Raw genomic sequence first — 24,420 nt, forward strand, 5'->3', positions numbered from 1 at the left:
ATGGCAATATGTATAAGCATCTTTTAATTAAAATATCAAAGCACCATCGGTTACTTTTGAGCGGTATATACTAAAGATTATAAGAGAATTTATATAAAGAAACTATCTAAAAGGGTTTTAAACAAAAAAAGAGATGGCTTAAAACCATCCCTTTTTTTTAAGTTTTTTTCATTATCAGTCTGATAATGAAAAAATCAGGCTATTTACTTGCCATTGCTTGTGAAAGTGCAATCCTACGAATGTTACCCGTAGACTTAGAACGATCTGTCACTTCAATTGAGCCGTCAGATAATTTGCTTTCAGCAGAAACTAGCGCAGCCAATACCGCTTCTTTACGTTCATTTGACTTGTATTGTTGATATTGCAAGTTCAAGCGTTCAGTACTTTGAATTAAACCATCGACCATCAAACCACGTTCATCTTTAATCGCTTGTGATTTAGCAAAGTCTTTGTAATCTTGCCCTGAACCTAAATAACGAGAGACACTTTTTTCCAAGTGTTGCATCGGTGCAAGTTTGGTACTTGAATCATGACTATTGGTACCACCACCAGCAACAGGGGAGTATTGCGCTTGAATTGCTTTCAAAGAGGTAATTGCTGGAGAAGTTAAAGCATCTTTCGCCAGTTTAGCCATCACATAATCTTGACCAGCAGATGTTTTCGCAATTCTACCGTCAATTGGAGCATCAGGTAGACCAACCATGTTGTTGATCAATGCATTTTGAGCACGAGCCATCGCCGTGTCTGGCGCTGCAGTCGTGAATAAAGTTGAAGCTTGTAAACTTAGACCAGCATTTTCACCAGCAGCACCACATAGTCCAGACGCAGCCTGAGAAGTGGTACAAAACTCATTATGAGCTTGTAACATAGCTTCTTGTGCTTTGTGAGGGTTCATGTAGACACCAGGCGCAGCAACCACTTCAGAGCCAACTTTATTTAAAATTGAACTATCAGCAGATTTATTGTCTTGTTGAGCTTGTTCACGATCGCCTAAAACTTCACACGCTTTAAATGCTTGGCCATGTGCACCAAACTCAAATTGAGCTTTTTTCATTTGCTCACTTTGTTTAACAGCTTGGTACGCCGTTACAAGACTTTGTGCGTTTTTATGTGCGTTATCTGAAATACCTTGAGCAGATACAGCCTCTTGTTTCGTCAGGATCTTAATCGCTGCCGTCACATCATCTTGTTGCTTTTTAATGCCCAAAGATAAGTTTGTGTCCAACGCACGTAACGCAGCGCTTTCCACCGCATCAGCCTGTTGAATAAGCATATTCAAGGTATTTACTGCCATCGGGTTGCCCACGGAAGCACAGTAATAAGCAGATGCAGAACCGCTAATAATGGCGAGGGTTAAACCGAGTGCACTAATTTTTGAACGAGAGCCGTGCGCTTGTGGCGCTTTCATAACTTTACGTGATGTTCTTTTCGGAGTACGCATTATTTAGTCTCCTTAAAATTGAGGCATAGTTTGTGAAAGCTTAACTTTCACTGACTGGCCGTATTTCGTTTTCACATCATCTTTTATCGGCTGAGATTTCGCTAAAAGTAATGCAGACAATAAACCTTCTTCACGCAAACTTTGCTTGTAAGTTTGAAGATCTAAATAAACAGAAACACCGTTAATGATATTGGCTTCTTTAAGTAGACCGCGTGGATCTTGCATCGCCATCGCCATTTGCCATTTTTTAGCTTCAGGACCACCGTAGTAACGTGCGATTGTTTGGTCGATCAAATCGTTGGCAGACACCATTTTGCCGTCAATATCTTTGAATGATTTTGTATTTTGCGCGTCAATAACCGCCAAGCTATACGCTGGCATAGCAAGTAAAGCTGTTTTTTGGTTTGTTGCTTGCAAATAATCTCGACCAGCTGGAGTACGTGCCGTTGCATTAGACAATGATTTATCTGGTGTACCTAAAATGTTTTCACGCACGTAATGTCTTGCAAGAGCTTCTTTTGAACCAGGTGCAACAGACTTAAACAGTAGGGAAGCATTGGTATCGCCACCCGGTAATTTAGACAACGTACATTGACCAGCTTGTGCTTCAGCAACCGTACAGAATTCAGCTTTATGCACGTTTAGGCGTTGATTAATCACTTCCTGTTGAGAGCCAACTAATTTACCGCCGACTTGAGAAGTTTGAGTCGCCATATCAGCTGCTTGATCAATCACTTGACCAGATGCACTCGACATATTTGTATTTTCAGCCAAAACCTCACAAGACTTAAAGCCTTGACCAGTATTGGCGCCATAAGCAAATTGTGCTTTTTTCATGGTATCTGACTGTAAAAGCGCTTGAATACCAGAGGCAATAGTTTGGGTGTTTTTAGTTGTCGCATCGGTAATTTGGTTAGCAGCTTGCGCCTTTTGCTTCACCGCAACTTTAAGCGCTGCAACGATGTTTTCAGTCGAATCATCTAACTTTCTACGGGTACTTTGAGATACTTGTTGAATATCATTTGCTTGGTTGCTTGCATGCTTAGGAATCTGAGAAGACATCTCGCTCATAATCGTACCCAAACCAACCGTAGCCCATTCAGCAAAAACAGGACTACTAATCACCAAAGTTGCACCTAAAATGACAGGTACAAACTTTGATTTTCCTTTAGGCTGTCTTAAAGTATTTTTACGCTTTCTCATAGTCATTACTCAAAGAATTTGGCTGAAGCATTGGAGTTTGGTGTAGTGCGTTGCATCACATTATTAGCCACCGAATAGTTAGCCAGTGATGAAAGAGTACTTCCAGCCATGTATTTATTTTGAAAATCAACGCAAGTTGATGAAGAGCATTCCATCAATCCGACTGGAACAACGTTGTTAGATGCAATTGACGAGTAGTTCAATGCAACAGTCGCTTGCTGTTCAGAAAGTCGAGAACGAGAAAAAACAAAAGCAGTATCAATGTCGCCATACTGCAGACCATTTGGAATCAAATTACAGACACCCATTTTTGCTTCTTCTACGCCACACGAGGTCGCCAAGTGAAACGCATATGGTGAGGTTGCTTTATCTGTTGAATTTGAGAAAAGTTTCCCTGAAACATCTTGCATGTATTTAGAAACGTTAAAGTCTTTTAAGTTTCTATTGAGATCGGTTTGTTCACGTTCTTCAAGAGCCGTACAAAAAGCTGAATCAGGGAGGGCAGCATTCGTACCAGAATTTAAAATCGCTTTTTTGATCTCAATATTTTTATCGACACTTTGAATACCAGCAACGATCATTTCTGAATCACGCGTTTGGTTATCAACAATTTGATTTGCACTGACCGCTGTTTGTTGAGTAGATACACGCACAGCAGAACGTACCATCAATTGCTGAGCTTGTATTGCAAGCTCAGAAAGGATAGTGCCAAGACTAAAAGCATTGGTAAAAAGTGGTATGGATAATAGACCAACCGTTAAAGTACCCACCGCAATTGCTTTAACAGGTGAAAACTGATTAACAGTAATTCTTCTTTTACGCAGATTATTTCTATTTTTCATACCACCCCCAACTTAAGAGAAAAAGTCTTTAATTGATTGGGTGACAGAAGTAGATTCTGAACCTGAAGTTTTTGCGTTAGACGGTGTGCTAGTACTGGCTTTTTGATCAGTTGAATAAGAAACTGGAGCAGTTGAGCTACTACCATTGATTGTATAAGTATCTCCACCCTCAAAAGCACCGCTAGGCATAACTAGACCAGGATCAAGTTTACCAAGTTGACCATTCACAGCAGTACCAAGCGCACCCGATACATCAGTATATTGACCAGCTTTGTTGATTTCACCTATAACATCATTCAATGGGCCAACAAGTTCAGTACTTGCAGTTTTCATTGCGTCACACGCTTTTTTAGTCGCGTAATCGACAACCATTTGTTGCGCTGCATTGATGATTGTATCAAGTGATGGAATAGTCACAGAAAGGTCAATGATTTTACCGATGTCAGCAAAACAGCCACCTTGACTAGCTGGACTGAACATTTTGTTAATATCGATTGGACGACCCCAAACCGTCATTTGTAGATCTAAGTTGTCTTTAACGACTTTACCGATCCCATCAGTTGCACATGATTCAATATTGGTTTGAATGTTTTGAGCAGCTGCTTGTTCACCTTTTTTAACCGCCATGAAGTTGTTTTCAGCAGCAGTAGAGTTGAATGACGAATTAGAACTGGTAGACGAATAATATCCGCTATTTGAATTCGACAAAGGCGTATCACCACCAGAGCTACTTGCAATGGTCGATGATGTTGCGATGTTTAAGTTACCCATGTTTTGAGTATTACTGGTAACAGAAGCAACGGAACTTTGTTGAACTGCAATAGCACTTGAACACCCAATAACGGTAGCAACAAAAATGCTTAAAGCACTTTTAGTTTTAAAAGCTGGCTTAACATTTTGTAGATTAGGGTTAGTCCTTAAAGTCTTGCCCCGAACTTGTTGTAGCCTTTTAGCTTTCTTGTGATTGTTACGCATATCTAGCCCTTTAAAAGAGTTATGATTAATGTTTTTTAGAAGCAAGTTCGCAAAGCACTACAACATCTTTTACTACAGCTTCACTACTTAAATATAAGGTAGCTATAAGGTGTTTTAACTCATATATCCTTTTAGCGAACTTATATATAGAATCATAATACCATTCTTCACCATATTGTAGTATATACTTCTCATTGGTTAAACATAGTTTTATGAATTCTTTTAAAATAGGACGCTTAAAAATAATAGCTGTCGTAATATATATAAACTGAGTACTAACCAAACACATTAAAGTATTAATTAGCTCTACTTCCTCTTTTAAGCATTCCTGTAAAACCGATGGCTTTAGGGTTTTAGAAAAACCTTCCTCAGTCACAATATCTTTTAAAAAACCTGAATCCGAGTACTTATTTTTCAGAAAATTACTTAATTCATGCACGTTCTTTAAGTAAATATTGATCTGATCTTTAGACGCAGTTTTGAAATGTTCCTCTACACGTTTTGGATCGTTTAACGTGATGTCGAGCATTTCAGATTCATTATTTTTTTGATTTAAAAGCACAAAAGCGGTGAAGCTGGTAACTTTGCGTGTTTCGCCAAGATAGCCACTACTGCAAGCATTCAAAAAAACAAGGCAATGCTGTTCAGTAAGATACAAGCCGTATTCTTTTGGTGTACCTGGTTCAAAGAAATTGAGTGAACGCTTATCAAAATGAAAAGTGTTCTCTAAGGTCTGACAAAAGTAGTTAATAGAGTGTACAAAAGCTTCTGGTACAAAGGTTGTAGGCTCTTGAGACAATGCTATGTTTTGGCTTTCTATGCTCATTCCCACGATTTAGTCCTCTTTGAGAGGTAGGGCGTAATAGCCCATTTGACTTAAAACACGTAAAGGAATATCAAAGTTAAGACTTTGCGTTAGACCAGATTTAGGGTTAAAGGTTTTAGCTGAAGCTATAAACAAAGTTTGCTCATTAATAAACACTTGAATGCTATTCGTGACTTTTTGTTCATCAAGTATGACGCCACATACAATATCTAATTTCACATCAAACGTATAAGCATCCATTTGAACGTCTATTGATTCCCAATCGATCGTCATGAACAAGTTTTGGTTTTCAAATTCCAAATTACCTTCTTCAAGAGCTTTATGGATTAATCCCTTTTCTAATAATTCCAAGTAAAACGCATGTAAAGGCGTTGCATCTGCAAAACCATGAGGATTAAACGGCGTTCTTGTCGGTTCAGTGATTTTAGTTTGAATCATGTTTAACTCCATTAAAGGGTATTTAGATTCTATCTTAAAACACCCTAAATGTTTTTATTTAAAATTAATTAAAACCCATTGCTATAAGTTGAAGCGCTTTCTTTAGTTTTAACGTTTTCAAGATTGCTTTGCGTAATAGTATCTTTGTAATGCTGACTAAACGTATTTTTACCCGTTTCGTTTATGTTCTTAAGCTCATTTTTAATGACCTTAAGATAGTCTTGATATTTTGGTGACTGTTCTACATAAACTTCGGTCGCTGCAATTGAGAACATGTTCTTATCATTGGTTGCGATCGGAAATAGGGCAGTATAGGAAGCATCTTGCTTGAGCTGGTCTACAGTTGTTTGTTGCTCAATGATCTTCGCCTGATAGTCCAACAATGTTTTATTGATATTTTCATGACTATGGATAACGAAATTCAACTGTCTGTCATTCGGACGTTCAAGGGTAAACGGCTGATCGATACCAGAAAGCTTATTACAGATCTCCATATTGTATCGGTAGGCTTCAAACGAGTCTGAAAAGTGATTAAAGTCTTTTCGGAGAGCATTATTGTTTTCTAAGTCTTGCTGAAAGTCTTGAAAGCATTGCAATACATATTCATCTTCATTTTTCTCAACGAATAATTGAGCGATGTTGGAGCACTGGTGCCGTTCGCAGAGATCCGCAAGCTTTTGAATGCTTTTAACCTCATTTTTCTTTTCTAAGATGTTGCGTAAATGTAGCTGAGTTGCCCGATACTCTTGCATCAACATATTGTGATGCTCGACAAATAGCTCATAATCGCTTTTAAGGTACGGACTGGCACCTTCAATCTCACGCTCTACCTTTTCATGCTTAGAGTTGGTTTGAACACGCTCACGCGTGGTATTCACTGTATTTTGACCAAAACCACCTAAGATTTTATCAAAAGCAATCATCGCATCGATGTCGCCAGTTACGTTTTTATAGAAATCCATGATTAACGCCCCAATGTTTGATCATTGTCATGATCGTTTCTACGTGCGACTTCTAAATCTATATGCTTATCAAGGTCACTCAAAAATTGAGATGTCGTATTTTTCTCAAGCTTTACTTGGTCTAAGTAGTTTTTAGTATTGAGATTCAAACCATCTTGGAGCGCTTCTAAGCGTAGGCCAGTTTTATCAAAATCAGCTTCAAGGATCTGATTCACTTCTTTGATTTTTTCCATGTCTTGCTGTTCTAGACGGTGTAACTTCACATCCTCATGAATCGCAGCGATATAGTGATCGGTTAAGATCTCTTGCTTTAAGTGCTGAAGCGCAATTTCCACGTTTCCTGTTTCGGCAATCACGGCGTTGAAGCTGTCAAAGATTTGACCTGTTTCAGCCGAGTTTCTAAATTCAACAATACGAGGCTCAACACTATTAAGGTTTACAAACTTGGCATCACCATACGCAGTAGGTAGTACTAGATGATCATCCATACATTCAAAAAGTTGCTTATATTCAGCATTCATAAGATTTGATGCTGCTTGAAGCTTTAAATCTTGTTGTAACGTGTCTAGGCGTTGGTTGAGATGTAGAAAGCTTTGAACATACATCTCGTTTTGAGAGTTTTCAGGCGCAACAACGGTTGAGGCCATACCTTTAACAACATTTTTCAGTTGCGTATTTTGAATCTGATCAGCAATTTGATTAAGCGCGTTAATGTGATCGGCTTTCACAAGGTTATTGTTTTTCAGTTGTTCAATAAATTGATTTTGTTCAATCACTTTTTCACTTTCCTTTTCGCTGAATAACGAATCTTTAATTTGTTGTTTCACCTGGTCCAAGTTAGAGAAGAGGTGAAGTACTTCTTGTTCATTGCTGTTATTGACTGCATTTAGCAATGTAACAAACACATCATGGCTGATTAGTTGTTGCTGATTATTTTCCGCATTCTGAAATTCAGCAATTTGGCTACGGCTAATGACTTCAACACCAACATCATTGATATAGCTTGCACCAATCGGGGAGAGTTGATTATCTGGAGCTTTTACGGCGTAGTACTCGCCTGATTTGCCATCATCTTTGGCGCATAGACCAATATATGTATTGCCATCTTGCGTAATGATTTTTGAACCGATGCTATTGAGTGCTGCAGAGGGTTGTAACGTACTCAAGGTTTGAATCAATTCTTTTTCGCGATTTTGATGAATTGCATTACTTACTGCTTGGTAAACTTCAGGATCTAAATAAGTCACCTGATTGGCAGATTCTTCATTGAGCGCCGTGACAGTATTCCACTCTAAAATATCTTTACGCGGTATCGTTGTAATACCGGCATTAATAATATCTTCCGTGGTAATTTGACGATCAAGGTTGGTAATGGCCACGGCGTTGTATTCGGGTGCAATTGATTTATGACCTTCCGAATCTGAAGTCAGTACCACGAATTGACCGTAATCCGTTTTCACCATAGCACCTACAACACTGAGCTTGCCTTCCAAAATCTTTTTTGAAAGTTCAAGTTCACGTTCGGCAGATCTGGCGTAAGTATTAGTCTGTTCTGCAGTATTGTTGATGGTATCGGCTTTGAGCTTGTCTAAGTATTCGCTTGAAAATTTACCAAGCGCATTTAACTCGTCTATCGGCTCGACAGACTCCAGCTCATACAGTGGAACGGTAGAGGATTCATTCACGATGTCTTTAAGATAAAGCACATCTTTTTCAGTGATATTTTCGAGATCTTCAATCACCGAAAGAGGCACAACGATCGCACGTTTATCCAGATTATCGGAAGCTATATCCAAAACAACCATATTGGTTTGGGTTGTTTCATCTTCATAAACCATACCGACAAACTGTTCAATTTCAGCATTAGAAACATTGTTGTGACGGTCTTTAAAGAATGCTTCTAAATCAGAATCATGATCAACATAAATACTGTCATAAGGGTTCATTGGTTTACCGTTATTGTTTTGGTCTTGGCTTTGCGGTGCTGATTGAGTTGCCGACTGTTCTGCAGTATTGCCTTTAAACTTACCCAAAAGGTTTGAAAGTTTAGATTTGGCTTTCTTTACTTGATCCGAAATCATTTGACCTGATTGATAGGCACGTTGAATAAACTGATCTTTGTATGAAGCTTTGGCTTCTTCAGTCATTTGTTCTGGATCTTGCCCTAATGGATATTCGGCACCAAGGAACATACGTGCTTGTTCTAAGTACTGAGAACAAATGGGTTCAAAAAAGCGACCTTCAAACTCATGGATCTTTTCAGACTTAATGCCTTCATGCAGTTCTTCAATTGAGAGAAACGTTACTTTGTCTTCAATCGCTTCTAAATAGAACGGCGTAATCGGGGTAGGTGCATCGCTACCTTCCACTTGAGGCGGTAAATCTGCTTCTTTAACTAGTTTGATAAATGGGGTAGAGGATTCAACACCTTCGACAGAATCCTTACCGACTACATCAATCACGATGTATTGTTCACCGTCAATGGCATAGACTTTACCGACATTTAGATCGAATTCTTCTAAGGTAACGCCGTCACGGTCTTTATTCAGTTGAGTGGTATATGGATCGTTTAAAAGAGGCAACATTTGCTCTTTAGAGATCGGTTTTAAAATATCGGCATTCTTACCAAGTTCAGTCAATTTTGATTTATCGGCTGTATTGGCAAGCTGTTCGGGTTGTTGTGCGTCTGGATGGTTACTTTTAACGGTAACATCAGGATTGATTGGTTTATCCCAAATGTTTTTCAGGTTATCAAGGCTTTTGTTCTTGTTGAACATGGCCATAATCGCTGCAATGATCAACTTGATTGTTTTCTTAACCAGTTCAATCATGACTGCAATCATTTTTGCACTGAGCGCAGCGAGTTCATCAGCGACCGTTCGTGGATGGCCGTGGCTATTTTCACGCGCTAAAGGAGGACGTTCGTTACCTTCCTCATTTCGCATATCCTTAAAGCTTTTAGAGGCAACGCTACTTGCAGCCAAACTTGCTTTGTCTTGTGGACCACCAGCAATGTTTAATGTGCTCTTTGGTGTACCTTTTGGTGCATTCGGATCAGCTGATTCAACATCTTCCTTTACTGTCTCTTTAGTCTTCTGATTTTCTTTATGTTCTTTCAAAAGTAGAGCAGCTTGTAACTGGTCGCTATGTTCACGGGTTTCTAATAACTGAATTACTTCCTTGGTTAACGTGTCCGTATTGAATTCAAGATAGTGAATCTCAAGTTGTTCAAGTCGAGCAGCTGTATGGTCGCTATTCACACGCCATTGATCCATGACGATAGATTTTGGCACTAAGCCAAGTTCTTCAGCTTCAATCCCACGAATTAAGCAAAAGTCACGCACTTGGCGCATCAATGCGTTAATTTGGTTTTTATCGGTTAATTCACCTGAAAAATAGGTATTCGGTGCACCCGTAACTTCGTTGTAGATCTGCTGTTTTGCTTCACGCACGACTTGGTTTTGGTTAATCAGGCCTTCAATCGCGAATTGACGATTACTCAGGAAGTTGAGGGCATTTTCTTTAGTTGCACCCTTCAGGCTTAAACCATAGTAGGGCTGAGTGATAAAAGATTTTGTCTCAAAGTTAAAGAGGGTTTTTTCAGCCACTTGAACGGCTTCAAATGGATTCTCTTCTTTGGAAAGGAGGAAATCAGGATCATTGTCTGATAGGTATAATTTAGAGTCTGCAGTTGTATAAACACGGTCTTCAACTGGCAATGAACTGTTATTTTCAGCAATATTGCCTAATCCTTGGTCCAGTGCGTTTTTAGTCTGGATTTTATTCAGAGCCGCAATAAACTTAAGATCATCATCATTCTGCAGATCAAGCCCGATGTCTGCAAAGAATTCTAATTGACTGGCTGGCTCTCTTTGCTCAAGTGCATCAAATACTTTACCAATCAGAACAGGATCAAGTTCAGCTAAATCATTGACAGTGACAGCGGAAAGATCAAACGTGTTTTCAGGAATGATGGACCGTTCATTCTCGTAATTCGGGTAACTACTACGCTCATAATCACCTTCGTCAAAAAACATCGGTTCATCATCGTTCAACCGAGTATCTTCAAGAGGGGGAGCGTAATCATAATCTGGGTGCCCAGGAGGTACAGAGTTACCGCCCATAGGCTGATCATATTGTTCATACTGATCATACTGATCATACTGATTATTTTGATACCCATCATCTTGCATGACTGGCGGTTCTTCCATTAATGGAGGTTCAGATAGGGGATCATTGGGATATGGTTCAGACTGGTATTGTTGCGATTGATCTTGTGCAACATTGTTTTGTTGTGGCGTAGGCTGGATGGATTGAAATTCCACGCCGTCCAAACTTAAATCATCCCACTGTTCCAGGCCCTCATTGAAAGTTAATGATTGGCCGTCTTGCAGTTGATCAAGTGTTTGCTCGTCAAAATTATCTTGTTTAGGGCTTTGGTCCATATTTGATCCTTATGACAGGTGGCCTTCCTGGTTTTAAGAGTCCTTTTTAGAATCTGTATCAACATTCCAAATAAAGTCTTCTTTAAAGTCAGAATTAAAACCAGTTGTGATGTCTAATTCACTGTCAAAATCCACTAAATCTGAGTTATTAGAAGATTCCTCTAAGGGATTAGAGTTGCACATAAAATACCTGTATTTGTTTTTTAAAACGTCAATGTGATCGTCACGGATATGATACATGGTATATACGAACTAGACCACACGTAATTGTTATTCACGTATGGTCTGGTATATACCTTTTAAGGGAGGGTTTTAGAAAGATAATTGCTGGATTTCTTGATCGTTATCTAAGGTTTTACCCTTAGGTAACTCAGCCTTATAAGCTGGCTCTTCTGGAGGATTAAGCATACGGTTAATTTCATTTAAAAAGTAATCATTACCATCAGGAAGCTTAGATTTTAAATCCAAAAAGGCAGCTTCAATTTTGGTTGTACTGTCCAGCTCGTCAACAAAGCGTTCAACATCCTTGAGATCAAGCGCAAATCTAAACTCATTACGGCCTGGCTCAGTAAAGTGGATGTTCAACGATTCATCCGTTTTACCGCCTTTAGGATCATGGAATACGTTGGTATTCGACATAAAGCGATTGAACTGTTTTGCAACAGATTTCACCGTCACATTAAAGCAGTCTGACCCGTTGTAGTAGAACTCAATACTTGCTTTCTTGTACGGGAAATTAACCTTAGTACCCACATAGTTATTGCGGTTGAAATCAATGTTTACAGGCAATTGATTAAAGAAGTTCGCAATCTCTTTAACTTGCTTAAACGTCACTTGGTTTTCAAGAGAGCTTTCAAACAAGTCAGTTGGTGTATTTGATGGCAATAATAACGCACGGTTACGCATACCATCAGCATCGGTAAATATAACGGTTGAATGTCGTAGATCTAGTGAGCTGACAATCTTATGTGCCTTGAACATATTGCCCGTTAAGGTAATCGCTTGTCGTGTGACATCACCAGACGGCGCTTTCTCAAAATAGGTACGCGTATAACGGGAATAATTGTTTTGTTCAGTAAATAAGTTCACCAAGGGTTGACGATCCTCAACATGACGTCTATTCACATCAGCATAAGAATAAAATTCAGGATTGAAGCGTTTTAGGATAATACGTCCTTTTTCACTCACTGGAGCTACCCAATCCAAGTCTTGCTTGGCATTTTGCATGGTGTAATTGATCAGTGGAACTTTAAACGACTTCTTATCACCAGGGTAAACCAAATCAAGCTTAACCGCATTCGGTGTGATTGCACCTACACGTAACGGCGGTAGGTCTAGACGTAGCAAAGCACCTGTTTTGTGATCTGGCGTCACTTCATCATCAAAAAGACTAGGTTTTGAGATAAGGAACAATAACCCATGCGCTGAATGACCTTCTTTTTCGTTCCTTTCCATAGAACGAGCCAAGAATTTTAGATCCTGAACAATTCGATACATGCGATCAAAGTTAGAGGTCAAAATAGGATCATTGGCAAGATAAACCGCTTCAGCTACTTTTTCAAAAGCATCTGCAGAGTGATCATCAGGTTTACGAAATTGAATATCATCAATGTGTTTTACATTGGCTTCAACAACACCGAAATGATCAAATACTTCGTGTCGATAATCACGAATCACTTCACCACGCATTTGCCCATTTTTGAAAAATAACTTTTGCTTAGCAAAGCCTTCATATTTTTGGTACATCAATGCCTCAAAGTTATAGGCATAGTGTAGTAGTCCGTGTACCGTTTCATTGATGTTTTCATTGATACGTTTAAATTGACGCACCAGATAATCATCACTTTCTTTGAACATGAGTTTTAGATTGTCAGCACGTAATGGCTCAACATGTTCAATGTATTGCAGACCTTCAAAACGCACAGGTAGATCAAAGGTATTGATCTTGGCTGCTTCTGTTTCTGAAGTCACGGTAAAGAAGTTGTCCTTCACTTCAAACTCACGGACTTTTTTAGCTTTCCAGTCTAAAAAGTTGGTCTTGAGAGGGTTACGACCCAACAAGTCTAATTCACGGATCTTATCGTTATAGTCAACAACCAAGTCTTGATAAACCTGTTCTTGCTGACTAATCGGCATCAAAATCAGTTTAGATAGCAACTGGTTCACATGATAGTTTTGCGCCGTGCGATATGATGGTCCTTTTTCATCATCCGAAATATCAATATCAAGTGTGTTCGCCAAGTTTACGTTATTTTTTAAATAGTCCAACGCTACCCGGTTGCCAATGTAGTTGAGCATGTCAGGATAATCGTTTTCGTTAAACTTGGTTTCTGAGTTGGCAGAGACGTTCGCTGATAGGGTAGACAGTTTACGCATCATCATTAAGTGCATACGTGTTTCTGCTGGAATACCCGAATCTACTGTCGTCATAATCGGATGTGATTCTTCACCACGGCGACCCACACGACCGATCATCTGAATCGTATCGGTAGAGTTCTCAGGTTTTTGCAAGAAAAACAACTCACGTTGGCGCAAGTGATCCGATGGAATTGTAGGATCAGGGTTTTTGGCTGCATGTAGAGAAATACCCGTACAACCAGAGCGAGTCACAATAACAACATCGATTTCACCAGATTGGAATTTTGATTGAACCAAAATCTTACCTTGTGTCGTATTGTTCTCTTGTTTATTAACCTTCCATTTGCCGTCTCTTGTTTCCGTTAAGTGGATCTGACGGCCAGAGATTTCATCAATCTTGAAGCCAGCTTTTGTCACCTTGTTACGTAGTACGTCCAAAGGCATCAAAGGTAGGTCAGGGAACTTTTGAATCTTTTCTTTGATACGATCCAAAATGATTTTATACGGACTTACCACTGGATCGCCGTTTTCATTAAATGTCACTTCCGTACTGAGCTTCTTAACGAACGAGTTACCGTAGTTATCTTCAGCTTTCACCACATCGATGCGATCTAACATCACTTCAAGCAAGTCACGGAATTGTGGGAGTTCATCTAAAACAGAAATTTGACTTTGCAGATAGCTACCGCGCTTATATTCAAGCTTAGTCAATTCCTTTTGAATATTTTTCGCTGCTTTTTCATCGCCAGCGTCACGGTTTTCTTTGATCATGAGTTTTTGAAGCTCATTTTCAAGAAATTCAATTTCTGACGATACCGACTTGAAGTTATTAAACGCTTTTTCTTTTTCAGGCGAATCAGCGGTAACGTCTTGCGCCGTATCTGCTTTTAAAATCGCTTCCATGCGACTTTGCATCAAAATGTTGAATAGACTCTCACCCGTATTTTCCAAACCAATCACGGGCTTTCTACCCTCATGTAATGCCTGAATCACAGCATCACTTGTAGAGTCAGTTTTCAATGCCAATAGGAATTGCTTTTGGATCTGGTACATTCGAGATCCAAAGTTCATCACACTCAAACTTAAACGGTTTTTCGGATCGTCTGAATCCTGATGAAAGTCTAAATTGGCAACAGCATCATCATCATTGGCAATGTTTTCTAGCGCATCGAGGCGAATATCTTTAGAAAATTTCACCATGTCCGTCAAGATGTCAGAAAGAACATCTGAGTAATTGTGAAATTTCTTAATTTCCTCTTCAGTTGGCACAAAGGTTTGAATGGTAATGTGCGAGAGATCTTGCTCTCTACGAATCATGGCAGAGCTGTCTACCAAACCTTCAGAAATAAACTCCAAAATTGGACCATCCGCATTATCGATAACCTTTTGTAAGTCATTACGAGATACGGATCGAGGGAACAATTTATGGAAGAATTCAAGATTTTCAGGTTTCTTAATTGCCGATGCAGACTGGAAATTAATTAGATTGGTCTGATCAATAACATCTAAGAAAAATTGACTTGTAGCTGATTTCAAGGATGCTGCACGGTGCGTTTCATCCATCACCAAAACAGTGTCTTGATTAATAAAACGAGTCAATAACGCACGTTTCCGGTTTGGTCGGTTAAATTGGCTATACGTTGCCAATACCAAGTCATGTTGCGCTGGAATATCTTCAATTTCCTTAGGTAGATCTTGGCCAGTGAATAAAACCTCTTCAGTACCAAAGCGGTTAATCACAGCATCCGAGTTAAAGATAAACGGATCTTTAAAGAACTTGTCACTGTCTGTAGCAACAATATCACGCCAAATGTCGTTCAAGAGTTGCGTTGTATCTGTAAGGAAAACAGGGGGCTTTCCTCTTAACGCACTATATCGTAAACACGCAGCTGCAATACGACCTTTACCTAAACCCGTCTGGTCGCCAATAAGCACAGGTAAGTTTTGGTCAAAACGTAAAATGATATGGGCAACCGCATCGACCTGTTCACATGCAAAAGCGGACTTTAGTGCATCAAAATTGTCATATTGCAATTTCTTAGCGACATAGGCATCAACAAGAGTAGGGTAGTTACCATTATCGACTTCAGCTTGGAAATTGATACCCCCAAAACCTAATACATTTTGGATGTGTGTAGTCAATTGAGCATTTGCCTGATTAATCGCTTTAATCTGGTTTTTAGCCACTAAAGCAATTGGCTCAGATGCCATAGACATCGGTATATACTTAACTTGGTATATATTTTCCGGAGTTGGTTCTGTTGTGTTTTCAGCATTAGGAACAGGAACAATCGGCTGTAAATTTGATTGGTCAGATTCAACAGTCGGTTCTTCTTTTTGCTCAGTACCGATCGCTAATTCAGAATTTAACTTAGCAATCTCTTCAGCAGTTAAACCCGGTTCCTGTTTTACTTGCTCTACCGCTGGTTCTTCAGCTGGTGTTTGTTCAGGTGTTTCACCCTCATTGGTCGCCGTGGTATCACCTACTTGAAGATTAACGTCATCGTCAAGGTCTTCATCCAGATTTTGGTTCTCGTGCGGATTCTTTACCTCAGGCACGAAATCATTGTCATTTTCATTTTCAAACGTTGGTGTAGCTTCAGTTGGTGTAGGTACATCATCATCTGAACTGGTTGTTTGCGTACTAACTTCAACGGTTCCGAAGTCAAAAGAAACTTTATTCGGTTTTGATTTAGGTTTACGACCAAACATCGGTTTTGGTTTGACAGCTTCCTCTTGCTTAATCTCTTCTTCTTTAGCGACCACGACTTCATCAAACATAGTGACTGCAGACGTAGGCGTTACACTTGATGCAATATCTTCAAGTGGCGAAACAGGCTGTTCATCACCTAGACTGGCAAACAAATCGTCATTTTCTTTTTCAACAGGCTTAACCTCAACAACAGGTTCAACCACTGGTGCTTGTTGTGCTTGTTGCTCAACTGGAGTCGGAGTAGTTGGCTTGAAGTATAGATCCTTATTCGGATTCAAACGATTATAGATTACGTTATTAGCCCATCCCCAAAGTTCGTCATAGTCCGTAATGACTTTCAACTTATCTGGTACCACAGAAGATTGGTAAGTTTGTAGTAACGCTTGTTCGTTTTTACGATTGCCTACCACTAACATACGAACATTTTGATTAGCGCCGTTTCGTGCATATGCATTGCCGTGGATTTCTACAACCGCCTCAACTTCATAATGCTTATAGAGATAATTAAGTAAATTCTTTGATTTACGCTCAACCGTACCATCTGAAATCTGTTTATCTGAGCCAATAATGAAAACTGAACGCCCTTGATCGTTTCGTGCGTTTAGTGATTTAACCAGAATGGCATGGTCCAATTTATCCGTACTGAACCAGACGTTTTCTGATGGATCTACCAATAATGGGTTTGGATCTACGCCGTTACGCTGTTGAACCAAAATTGGTGCAACACGTTCTAGTTTATCCATAGCACCAAAAGGAGGGTTGGCAATCACATAGTCAACTTTTTGCTTAAACGTTTGCTCAAAATCAATTTGTGTAGCATCCGCAGTAACAACCGTGCATTCATAATTTTGAGTCAGTGCTTTTGTACGTTCAGCACGTTTGGGATCTAACTCAACCGCATAGACAGAAGCATTACGCTCTTGGGTTAATAAACCGATTAAAGATCCATTACCCACAGTTGGCTCGAGCACGGAAAAGTTTTGTTTTGTTCGGTTATCACCCTCAATCAATAAGCGCTGAGCCACAAGTGACATCGGGATTGGAGTCGAATATTGCTGTAACATACGAATCGTATTGTTTCGCATGGTCTTAGTCGGCATGCGATTGTATAACGCTAAACTCGTTTTAAATGAGCTCTCAGTAAAATCAAGCTCACCTAACTTTTCGACCATCACTGTTTCAAGCGCTTCTTCTGCAGTATGGATCTGTTTATCTGTTACCTTGGATACATCAACGTCAGCATTTTTGGCTTGCGTGATTAGAGCTAAAAACTTTAAAAAGTCCTGGTGATTATGGCTCTTTGTTTCATGTTCTAATTGATAGATATAGCCTCTTAAGCATTCTTTTAAATCTTTTTGCTTGGTCGCACGTAAGTACAGACTAGACGGCTGATCATTAGGACCTTCAGGTATTTGCGTACCTTGGGCATTCACGTAAAAACGGTTATGAGCTGAAGCATAGATTTTGTTGCCATCAGAGTTATAACCGAGTGGAGTTGCACTATTCAACGCAACGTTCAATCGTTGTGGCACCAATGTTTTTGCTTGGGCATTGAACAAATCATGCAATTCTTGGCGAGTCGCAAGCACACTACGGATAAATTCTTTTGGAATACCCAAAACTTCATGAAACAGTCTTGGTTTGATCGTTTCATTCAAATTGTATTGATACAAGTGACCGTCAAAGTGAGGATAAGCCTCAAACTTCATCGGTGTAAAACCAATGTTATTCAAATTTTCTTTAGATAGTTTTTTTTGAACGTCCAATAAGAGTAATTGGCTATCCGTCTGGCCAACACGCCGTACATCGAGATATACACCAGCTTGTGATAAGTCGATCCATTTAATTTTTTCGTTTAAATCATGAGTAGTCATAGCGAACCTGAAGAAGAATTATTAAATTTGATTAAAAAGTCATGTCGTTATAGACATCAGAAGTCGCAGCCTTTTCTTGGCTTTTCTTAACATCCATTTCTGGCTGTCTGACTTTCATCATTAACTCTTGTGGATCAGGTAAAAGATCGTGGTTGAAGTTCTTAGATAACGGACTATCGATTGAAGCTTTATGTTGCTGTACATGCTCTACCGTAATTTCTGAAAAGTTCAACGCATTCATACGGGTTTGAGTAAGTTCAACAGGCTCGATAAACGAGACAAAACAATTATTCGAGTTCCGTTGGTGTGGTTGAATAACAATAAACGCTTCAGCAAATTGCTGTTTTGCATGCGTCAATTTATTCATGGTCTGACGATCAACTTGACTTAAAAATTGAGGATTTAAGTCGTGCGGTTTTGGATTGCCGTAGTCATCGGTAAATTGATTCACTAGGGGAGGTGCACCAACACCACGAACACCCTCACCAGTACGTAAATCTATTTCTGGATCTACCTTGCGAAAACCAGCGTGAGGCGTTTTATTGTTGAAAAATTTCTTTAAGAACGTGTCTTTGTAAAGCGCACCTAGTTGTAGTTGTTGGCCATGATAAACCTCAGGCAGTAATTTTTGACTCACCAAGCCAGCGTAAAGACGTTTTAAATTTTGATTTTTTTCTTTGTCTACATCTTCATTGTAGAACACTTTAATTTGTCGATCGCCAAGTAATGCAAACAGGGCAATACGGGCCTGGTCCATAACATAAACGTTCTGAGCCTGTTTATCGAACTGGTCTTTTTCATGCTGGTTGGATGGTACAAAATTTGGATCAAAAGTTGCGGTGTGAAAGTCATTGCCGTTCAAAATATCTTTGATACTTTCAATCGGATCTTTAGCAACCCGATAAGACTTTTTAGTTTTATCAATACCGCCACGTTGCATCAACGGATCTGGCTTAGCGAATTGCTTAACACTTTCACGATCAGCACTGTCATAGGTTGGAATCAATGGGATTGTAGTTAATACAGAACCAGACTCATAGCGCACAACAATTTTTGAAAATGGAATGCGCTCAGGTTGGTTGTCAGTACTATTCGATAAAGATTTAACAAGAAGCTGTAAATTATTTTTAATAATAGCGTTATGAAGTGCTGGAGAATTAATTTTTACATTGGGCACTTGCATATGTGCTGCATCTTCAATGATTTGAGCTTTAACAAAGAAATCGCCGTTTTTTTGTTGATGCACATTGATAGAAGTGACTGCTTTGATTAATTGTGAATTCGGGTTGTTACTCATTACGTTGCACCACTGAGCAACATAAGTTTTATAACCGTCAAGAGATTCGTAGGGTGAGTCAACACATTTGTCAAAACAGATAATTCGACCACGGTTAGCACCGCGATTATGTGTGTCTAATGAAGTACGTTGGTTACGTCCAGAATCAAATTTTGCGTGGACTTCATCTACTGAAACATTCTCAGTATGATGCTTGTTGAGTTTATTAATGATCTTCGTGAATTCTTCAGATGAACTCATTCGTATGCGAACTGGTTCATTGGTAGACATATCAAAGCCGTATGCATACAGCTCGTCTTGTTCATCATGTTTGTAAAATTGATCTACAGTCATGACGATACGTTTAATCGTATTATCACTTTTACTCATTTCTTAAATTCCACGCTTTATATTTTTGATTGCTGGTCATTGACTCAAGCTATTTATAAAATACTACAAAACCTCATTGGTATATACTAAGGAGGCAAATAAAAAATTAAAAAATATATTAAAAAGTTTAAGAGTAAATTTTTAAAAAGAAATTTTTTGTTTATTATCTTTCTAATTAAGGGAAGTTAATTAGGGACATTTTTTATGCTTATTTTTCATGATATTACAGGATTAGTACGGAAAAACACAAATGGTACGAGCGAAAATCAAATTCATTTGAGCGCAAATTGAATTTGAATTTTTAGAAAATAAGGCGTTTTTAGCTGGTTTTTGATGTTTTTATCCACTTTCCTATTAAATTCTATCCACAAATTAAGTTCTTGTATATTAGAATGAATTTAAAAATATGAGTAAAATATTGTTCATTTTTTAGCTTTTTGCAATATTGGAAATTTGCAAACTAGCAAGTGTTGTAAGTCGCTGTTTATAATAAAATTAAATAGAATAAAAAATACTTCCAGCGCAAATTAAATTCATTTGAGCGCAAATTAAATTCAAAACGTTGCGGATAACTTCTCCAATTTCCTGAGAGCCTTGATAATAAAGACTTTCAGATTTTATGAGGAATAGCCCTTATATATGACCCAACGATCGCTATTTAGCTTGTTTTACGACAAATCAATAACTTACGCCATTAGGACGGAAGAAAGTTTACAACCCATTTATAAAAAACTTTCGCTGAGTTCAGACTATAACAGAAAATCAATGAGTTACGCCATTAGGACGGAAGAAAGTTTACATCCACTTATAAAAAACTTTCGCTCGTATTTTGACACAACTATAAATCAATAACTTACGTCATTAGGACGGAAGAAAGTTTACAACCCATTTATAAAAAACTTTCGCTGGAAGTTAGGTACAGCCAAAAAGTTATAACCTAACCTTAAAACATACTAAACATACTATCTATGATAGTTGAGCTATTGGATCTGGACAAAAAAGTAAAATCAATAACTTACGCTATTAGGACGGAAGAAAGTTTACAACCCATTTATAAAAAACTTTCGCTCGTATTTTGGCACCACTATAAATCAACAACTTACATCATTAGGACGGAAGAAAGTTTACAACCCATTTATAAAAAACTTTCGCTCGAAATTTGCCAGCACTATAAATCAACAACTTACATCATTAGGACGGAAGAAAGTTTACAACCCATTTATAAAAAAGTTTCGCTCGAAATTTGCCAGCACTATAAATCAACAACTTACATCATTAGGACGGAAGAAAGTTTACAACCCATTTATAAAAAAGTTTCGCTCGTATTTTGGCACCACTATAAAACAATAACTTACGTCATTAGGACGGAAGAAAGTTTACAAACCATTTATAAAAAAGTTTCGCTGGGTGCCTATCTTGAGCACATATTTATTTGATCAAGTATTACATTGGTTAACTTACATTGTAATTGTGAATATTACTCATATAAGGCACTGTTTTTCATAGTCTTATTTATTAAGAAATTACTGTTAAAAATGCTTTTAATCGTAGTCTAATTAACGAATTGATGCTATAATGTCTACTCAGAATGCCTATGGGAATTCGAGATATGCAATATCAATCATTTAGTCTTAGACATCAAAAAATACTCATTGACTTCAATGTGTTTAGCTCTGGCTCGTCTGATATTTTGCTAAAAGGTGTTTTATCTGCCGAATTGCTTATTCTAGTTGATAATTTAAATGCATTTTATTCTGCAGAAGACGGTAGATACGTTGTATCAGCTGAAAAAGTTAACCACGTTACAGGTCTAGATTTTAATAAGAAAACTATCAACCAGATCATGCGTGAAGCTTGTGATTTATCATTTATGATTGATACAGATGCGAAGCAAGCTGCAGCACCTATGATTGACGAAATTCAAATCTTATCAAGTGGCGATATTACTTTTAAACTCACTAAAAGCTTTGATTTTTTTAGAAATTCTCTTAGTTTTAAAAGCATATATGAGAAGCTACCATACAGGTTCACTACTTCTAAACTAGAGTTACCGCAGATCGGTCAACAAATAATGTTAATTGCGTAATTAAGCCTCTGACGAGGCTTTTTTATTGTCTAAAATTTAGTTAGTATATACACAGCTTTAAAGCGAAAAGACTACAACGTTAGTTGGGTTGCAAATATATTTTTATTTTTATTTTTTAATTCAATCTCAGGCAATGTACGTTGTACGTTGTCTAAAGTGGAGCAGTTATGCAAGATTCTTCACAAGTCTGCATAAGTAAAGGAATTTCAGAAGATGAAATTTTTGGACTATCGCAGTCAATCAAAGACTCAATTATTAATGCCGAAACAAAAACCATGGATCTCTTGGGTTACGGCAACAAAATCAGTAATTTCATAGTCGAATGTTATCTAGATATTCCAGTTGTTGATCAATTCATTTTTTACTTAATGTTGGTGAATGCCAAAAATAAGTATGCACATCAGCTGCAGCGCGTTATCGCTGAAAAACCTGAATTATCCCAAATTGAAGCATTACAACTAGCGAACAACTTTGTTCTGAATTTTGAATACATCCGTCAAATTCTTTTATTCAAAAATAAAGCTAATTACCTTAGCAATGGCCGTATCAAATCTTTGGCATGGAATACGCTAAATAGTGTTGGTAAAGTGATGCTACCAATGAGCTCTTTACGCCAAATGGACAGCGAACCATTTTCAAGAAATGACGTAGACAGCGTAACTCATAAAAGAATGTTTGCCAGTACGGGCTATTTTGAATTAGATAACAATGCGTTTATTTGCTATCAGCTTGAAGAAACGTTGATTGCCAATCTATCTGAATTAGATTTTGATAAAAAGGGGCGCTACACAGTTCTCGACACTTTAACGGTTCTTGGATTTAAGGACCGTTTTGATCTTTATATGTATAACTTGATGAAGATCAATGAGTTTCGTGGCGAAGTGGTTATTCCTTACATTGACTTCAAAGCATTAACCGAGTTTTCAGTAGAATTTAAATACAAAGCAAGTGATTTTTACCGTAAACGACTTCTTGTTTCATTAGAAAGACTGAATAACAATCCATCTATTGAATTATTTATTTCTGTTAAGTATGAACCATGCAATAAGCGTACACCAGATCGTGACAATTTTTGCAATTATCGTTTTCAGATTCAGTTGAAGTCCAACTATCGTAAAGCGCTTAATACATTAAATGAAATGTGTGCAAAGGTTCAGGATGAACAGGGCAATGAGCTTAAAATCAGTAATGCGCTCTTCACTTCAGCAATTCGATTGAATAATGGTGAACCTGAAAAAGTAATAGAACTTGTTAAGGATCGTTTAGCTGCTTATACAACTAAGAATGGACCATCATATTTAGCTAAAAATCTTAATTTGGTTGCGTCTTATGTTACGCGAGCTCTAGAAGATCTATATAAAAGTAATCACTTCTTTGAAAGATTCCTAAACGATATGAAGCAAGCAGATAATTTACTTTATCTGAGAAATCGTGATAAGAAAGTTGAGATCGAAAACAAAAGTGCATCTACTTTCTCAAGCGAATTCATTAATATTCGCGACAAAGTTGATGTTACCACTTGTGAAATTCTTACAAACGCTGAGTACATTTCAAAGAAAACGGAAGCTACTGTAATTATTGATTATGCTTTCATACGTAATTCTATTTTTATTACACATCCTCATTTGCGCCACCAGCGAAATGCAGACGAGAAAAAATACATAGATCTCGTGTGTGAAAGCACAAAGCTTTGCCAAATATTCTTTGGTACGGGTAATGAAAATAAAAAAACGTTAACTCAAAACTATTTAACAGAACTCCTGTTTGAACATTTTTTTGATGATAATTTCCACTTGAACTCAGATGTATTAAAGAATCTTCTAAAAAAAGATAAGGACTATTGGGTACAAGAAAAGCAAAAGACATTTATGCGGTTGTGGAAACTTGCAAATGAGTTCAGTTTAAAAGCTATTAGTCCAGCGAACTACAACGGTAAAGAGAGTTCAGACAATGAATAATAAACTTTATTTATGTGCAATTTTTACGGCTACTATATTGAGTAGTAGTGCAAATGCCGATTTTAGTGATTGGTATAAAAAAGCAACTTCAAATGAAGATTCAACTCAGCAAGTGCCAGCTCAACAACAGCAAGCACCTGGTCAAATTCAACAGCAAGCACCAGTTCAGGTTCAGCAACAGCCGATACAGCAAAGACAATATAATTCTAATCGGAACACCACAGCTACGCGTTACCAAAACAATAATGCAAATGTCACTGGTGATTCTGGCCTTGAAGCACGAATGAATAACTTGAATTCGACCATTGAGAATCTAAACAAGTCATCAAAAAGTGGTGACAACCTCACGAATAACTATCTAAATATTGTTCAATTCATAGTGATAAACGAAGAAACACGTAAATTGGATGGTAAAGACAATACATCACTGATCAATAACATGTTGGCTGGTATTGTGAGTTGTCAGAATAAATACAAAGTCGATGTTATACAAAAAGTGAATAATCAACTCCCAAGAGATGTTGCTAACACCGTACAACGGTATTTAAGCCAGAATGGACGCTCTATTGGTGCAAACGGCAACTGTTTATACTAATTAAACCCCCTTTTAAAACCGTCCTTAAAAGGCGGTTT

At 38.0% G+C, this 24,420-nt stretch carries 13 protein-coding genes; 3 read left to right on the forward strand and 10 right to left on the reverse strand.

The features are described from left to right. Nucleotides 1-199: 199 nt before the first annotated feature. The 10 genes from ACZ8ZH_RS18005 to ACZ8ZH_RS18050 form a co-directional block, all read right to left on the reverse strand. Nucleotides 200-1,441, reverse strand: a complete 1,242-nt coding sequence (locus ACZ8ZH_RS18005) for a hypothetical protein (RefSeq protein WP_470247949.1) — start codon at nucleotides 1,439-1,441, stop codon at nucleotides 200-202. A 12-nt stretch (nucleotides 1,442-1,453) separates the two neighbouring features. Beyond that, on the reverse strand, nucleotides 1,454-2,644 hold the full coding sequence (locus ACZ8ZH_RS18010; protein ID WP_005028684.1) for a hypothetical protein: 1,191 nt from the start codon (nucleotides 2,642-2,644) through the stop codon (nucleotides 1,454-1,456). A 5-nt stretch (nucleotides 2,645-2,649) separates the two neighbouring features. Further along, nucleotides 2,650-3,486 (reverse strand): hypothetical protein, encoded by an 837-nt coding sequence (locus ACZ8ZH_RS18015; protein WP_470247950.1) that lies wholly within the window; start codon nucleotides 3,484-3,486, stop codon nucleotides 2,650-2,652. Nucleotides 3,487-3,498: 12 nt separating this feature from the next. Then, nucleotides 3,499-4,461, reverse strand: a complete 963-nt coding sequence (locus ACZ8ZH_RS18020; RefSeq protein ID WP_044108754.1) for a hypothetical protein — start codon at nucleotides 4,459-4,461, stop codon at nucleotides 3,499-3,501. 25 nt (nucleotides 4,462-4,486) lie between these two features. Continuing rightward, nucleotides 4,487-5,287, reverse strand: a complete 801-nt coding sequence (locus tag ACZ8ZH_RS18025) for a hypothetical protein (protein ID WP_024160804.1) — start codon at nucleotides 5,285-5,287, stop codon at nucleotides 4,487-4,489. Nucleotides 5,288-5,296: 9 nt separating this feature from the next. Continuing rightward, complete coding sequence (locus ACZ8ZH_RS18030; protein ID WP_005028693.1) at nucleotides 5,297-5,725, reverse strand: hypothetical protein; 429 nt, start codon at nucleotides 5,723-5,725, stop codon at nucleotides 5,297-5,299. 68 nt (nucleotides 5,726-5,793) lie between these two features. Then, nucleotides 5,794-6,687, reverse strand: coding sequence for a hypothetical protein (locus ACZ8ZH_RS18035; protein ID WP_032055064.1), 894 nt, complete (start codon nucleotides 6,685-6,687; stop codon nucleotides 5,794-5,796). A gap of 2 nt (nucleotides 6,688-6,689) precedes the next feature. After that, nucleotides 6,690-11,132 carry a hypothetical protein gene (locus ACZ8ZH_RS18040; protein WP_262043240.1) on the reverse strand — a complete coding sequence of 1,481 codons (4,443 nt, stop codon included), beginning with the start codon at nucleotides 11,130-11,132 and terminating at the stop codon, nucleotides 6,690-6,692. Between the two features lie 312 nt (nucleotides 11,133-11,444). Then, the gene (locus ACZ8ZH_RS18045) at nucleotides 11,445-18,077 is read right to left on the reverse strand and encodes a strawberry notch C-terminal domain-containing protein (protein ID WP_005028698.1); all 6,633 of its coding nucleotides are present in this window, start codon (nucleotides 18,075-18,077) and stop codon (nucleotides 11,445-11,447) included. Between the two features lie 31 nt (nucleotides 18,078-18,108). Beyond that, on the reverse strand, nucleotides 18,109-19,743 hold the full coding sequence (locus tag ACZ8ZH_RS18050; RefSeq protein WP_005005782.1) for a hypothetical protein: 1,635 nt from the start codon (nucleotides 19,741-19,743) through the stop codon (nucleotides 18,109-18,111). A gap of 1,609 nt (nucleotides 19,744-21,352) precedes the next feature. Here ACZ8ZH_RS18050 and ACZ8ZH_RS18055 point away from each other — a divergent pair. From ACZ8ZH_RS18055 to ACZ8ZH_RS18065, 3 genes are all read left to right on the forward strand, one after another. After that, nucleotides 21,353-21,829: a hypothetical protein gene (locus ACZ8ZH_RS18055; RefSeq protein WP_005005780.1), complete on the forward strand. Its 477-nt coding sequence runs from the start codon at nucleotides 21,353-21,355 to the stop codon at nucleotides 21,827-21,829. A gap of 167 nt (nucleotides 21,830-21,996) precedes the next feature. After that, nucleotides 21,997-23,787, forward strand: coding sequence for a hypothetical protein (locus ACZ8ZH_RS18060; RefSeq protein ID WP_005005779.1), 1,791 nt, complete (start codon nucleotides 21,997-21,999; stop codon nucleotides 23,785-23,787). Next, nucleotides 23,780-24,382 carry a hypothetical protein gene (locus ACZ8ZH_RS18065; RefSeq protein WP_005005776.1) on the forward strand — a complete coding sequence of 201 codons (603 nt, stop codon included), beginning with the start codon at nucleotides 23,780-23,782 and terminating at the stop codon, nucleotides 24,380-24,382. The genes ACZ8ZH_RS18060 and ACZ8ZH_RS18065 overlap by 8 nt, the downstream gene beginning before the upstream one ends. The last annotated feature ends 38 nt before the right edge of the window (nucleotides 24,383-24,420 follow it).

The sequence above is a fragment of the Acinetobacter sp. SW-226 genome, from assembly GCF_055632855.1.

What these genes read in the sequence shown, in the direction of transcription:
- ACZ8ZH_RS18005 (WP_470247949.1), bottom strand. Translation starts at nt 1,441, where the DNA reads ATGCGTACTCCGAAAAGAACATCACGTAAAGTTATGAAAGCGCCACAA.
- ACZ8ZH_RS18010 (WP_005028684.1), bottom strand. Translation starts at nt 2,644, where the DNA reads ATGAGAAAGCGTAAAAATACTTTAAGACAGCCTAAAGGAAAATCAAAG.
- ACZ8ZH_RS18015 (WP_470247950.1), bottom strand. Translation starts at nt 3,486, where the DNA reads ATGAAAAATAGAAATAATCTGCGTAAAAGAAGAATTACTGTTAATCAG.
- ACZ8ZH_RS18020 (WP_044108754.1), bottom strand. Translation starts at nt 4,461, where the DNA reads ATGCGTAACAATCACAAGAAAGCTAAAAGGCTACAACAAGTTCGGGGC.
- ACZ8ZH_RS18025 (WP_024160804.1), bottom strand. Translation starts at nt 5,287, where the DNA reads ATGAGCATAGAAAGCCAAAACATAGCATTGTCTCAAGAGCCTACAACC.
- ACZ8ZH_RS18030 (WP_005028693.1), bottom strand. Translation starts at nt 5,725, where the DNA reads ATGATTCAAACTAAAATCACTGAACCGACAAGAACGCCGTTTAATCCT.
- ACZ8ZH_RS18035 (WP_032055064.1), bottom strand. Translation starts at nt 6,687, where the DNA reads ATGGATTTCTATAAAAACGTAACTGGCGACATCGATGCGATGATTGCT.
- ACZ8ZH_RS18040 (WP_262043240.1), bottom strand. Translation starts at nt 11,132, where the DNA reads ATGGACCAAAGCCCTAAACAAGATAATTTTGACGAGCAAACACTTGAT.
- ACZ8ZH_RS18045 (WP_005028698.1), bottom strand. Translation starts at nt 18,077, where the DNA reads ATGACTACTCATGATTTAAACGAAAAAATTAAATGGATCGACTTATCA.
- ACZ8ZH_RS18050 (WP_005005782.1), bottom strand. Translation starts at nt 19,743, where the DNA reads ATGAGTAAAAGTGATAATACGATTAAACGTATCGTCATGACTGTAGAT.
- ACZ8ZH_RS18055 (WP_005005780.1), top strand. Translation starts at nt 21,353, where the DNA reads ATGCAATATCAATCATTTAGTCTTAGACATCAAAAAATACTCATTGAC.
- ACZ8ZH_RS18060 (WP_005005779.1), top strand. Translation starts at nt 21,997, where the DNA reads ATGCAAGATTCTTCACAAGTCTGCATAAGTAAAGGAATTTCAGAAGAT.
- ACZ8ZH_RS18065 (WP_005005776.1), top strand. Translation starts at nt 23,780, where the DNA reads ATGAATAATAAACTTTATTTATGTGCAATTTTTACGGCTACTATATTG.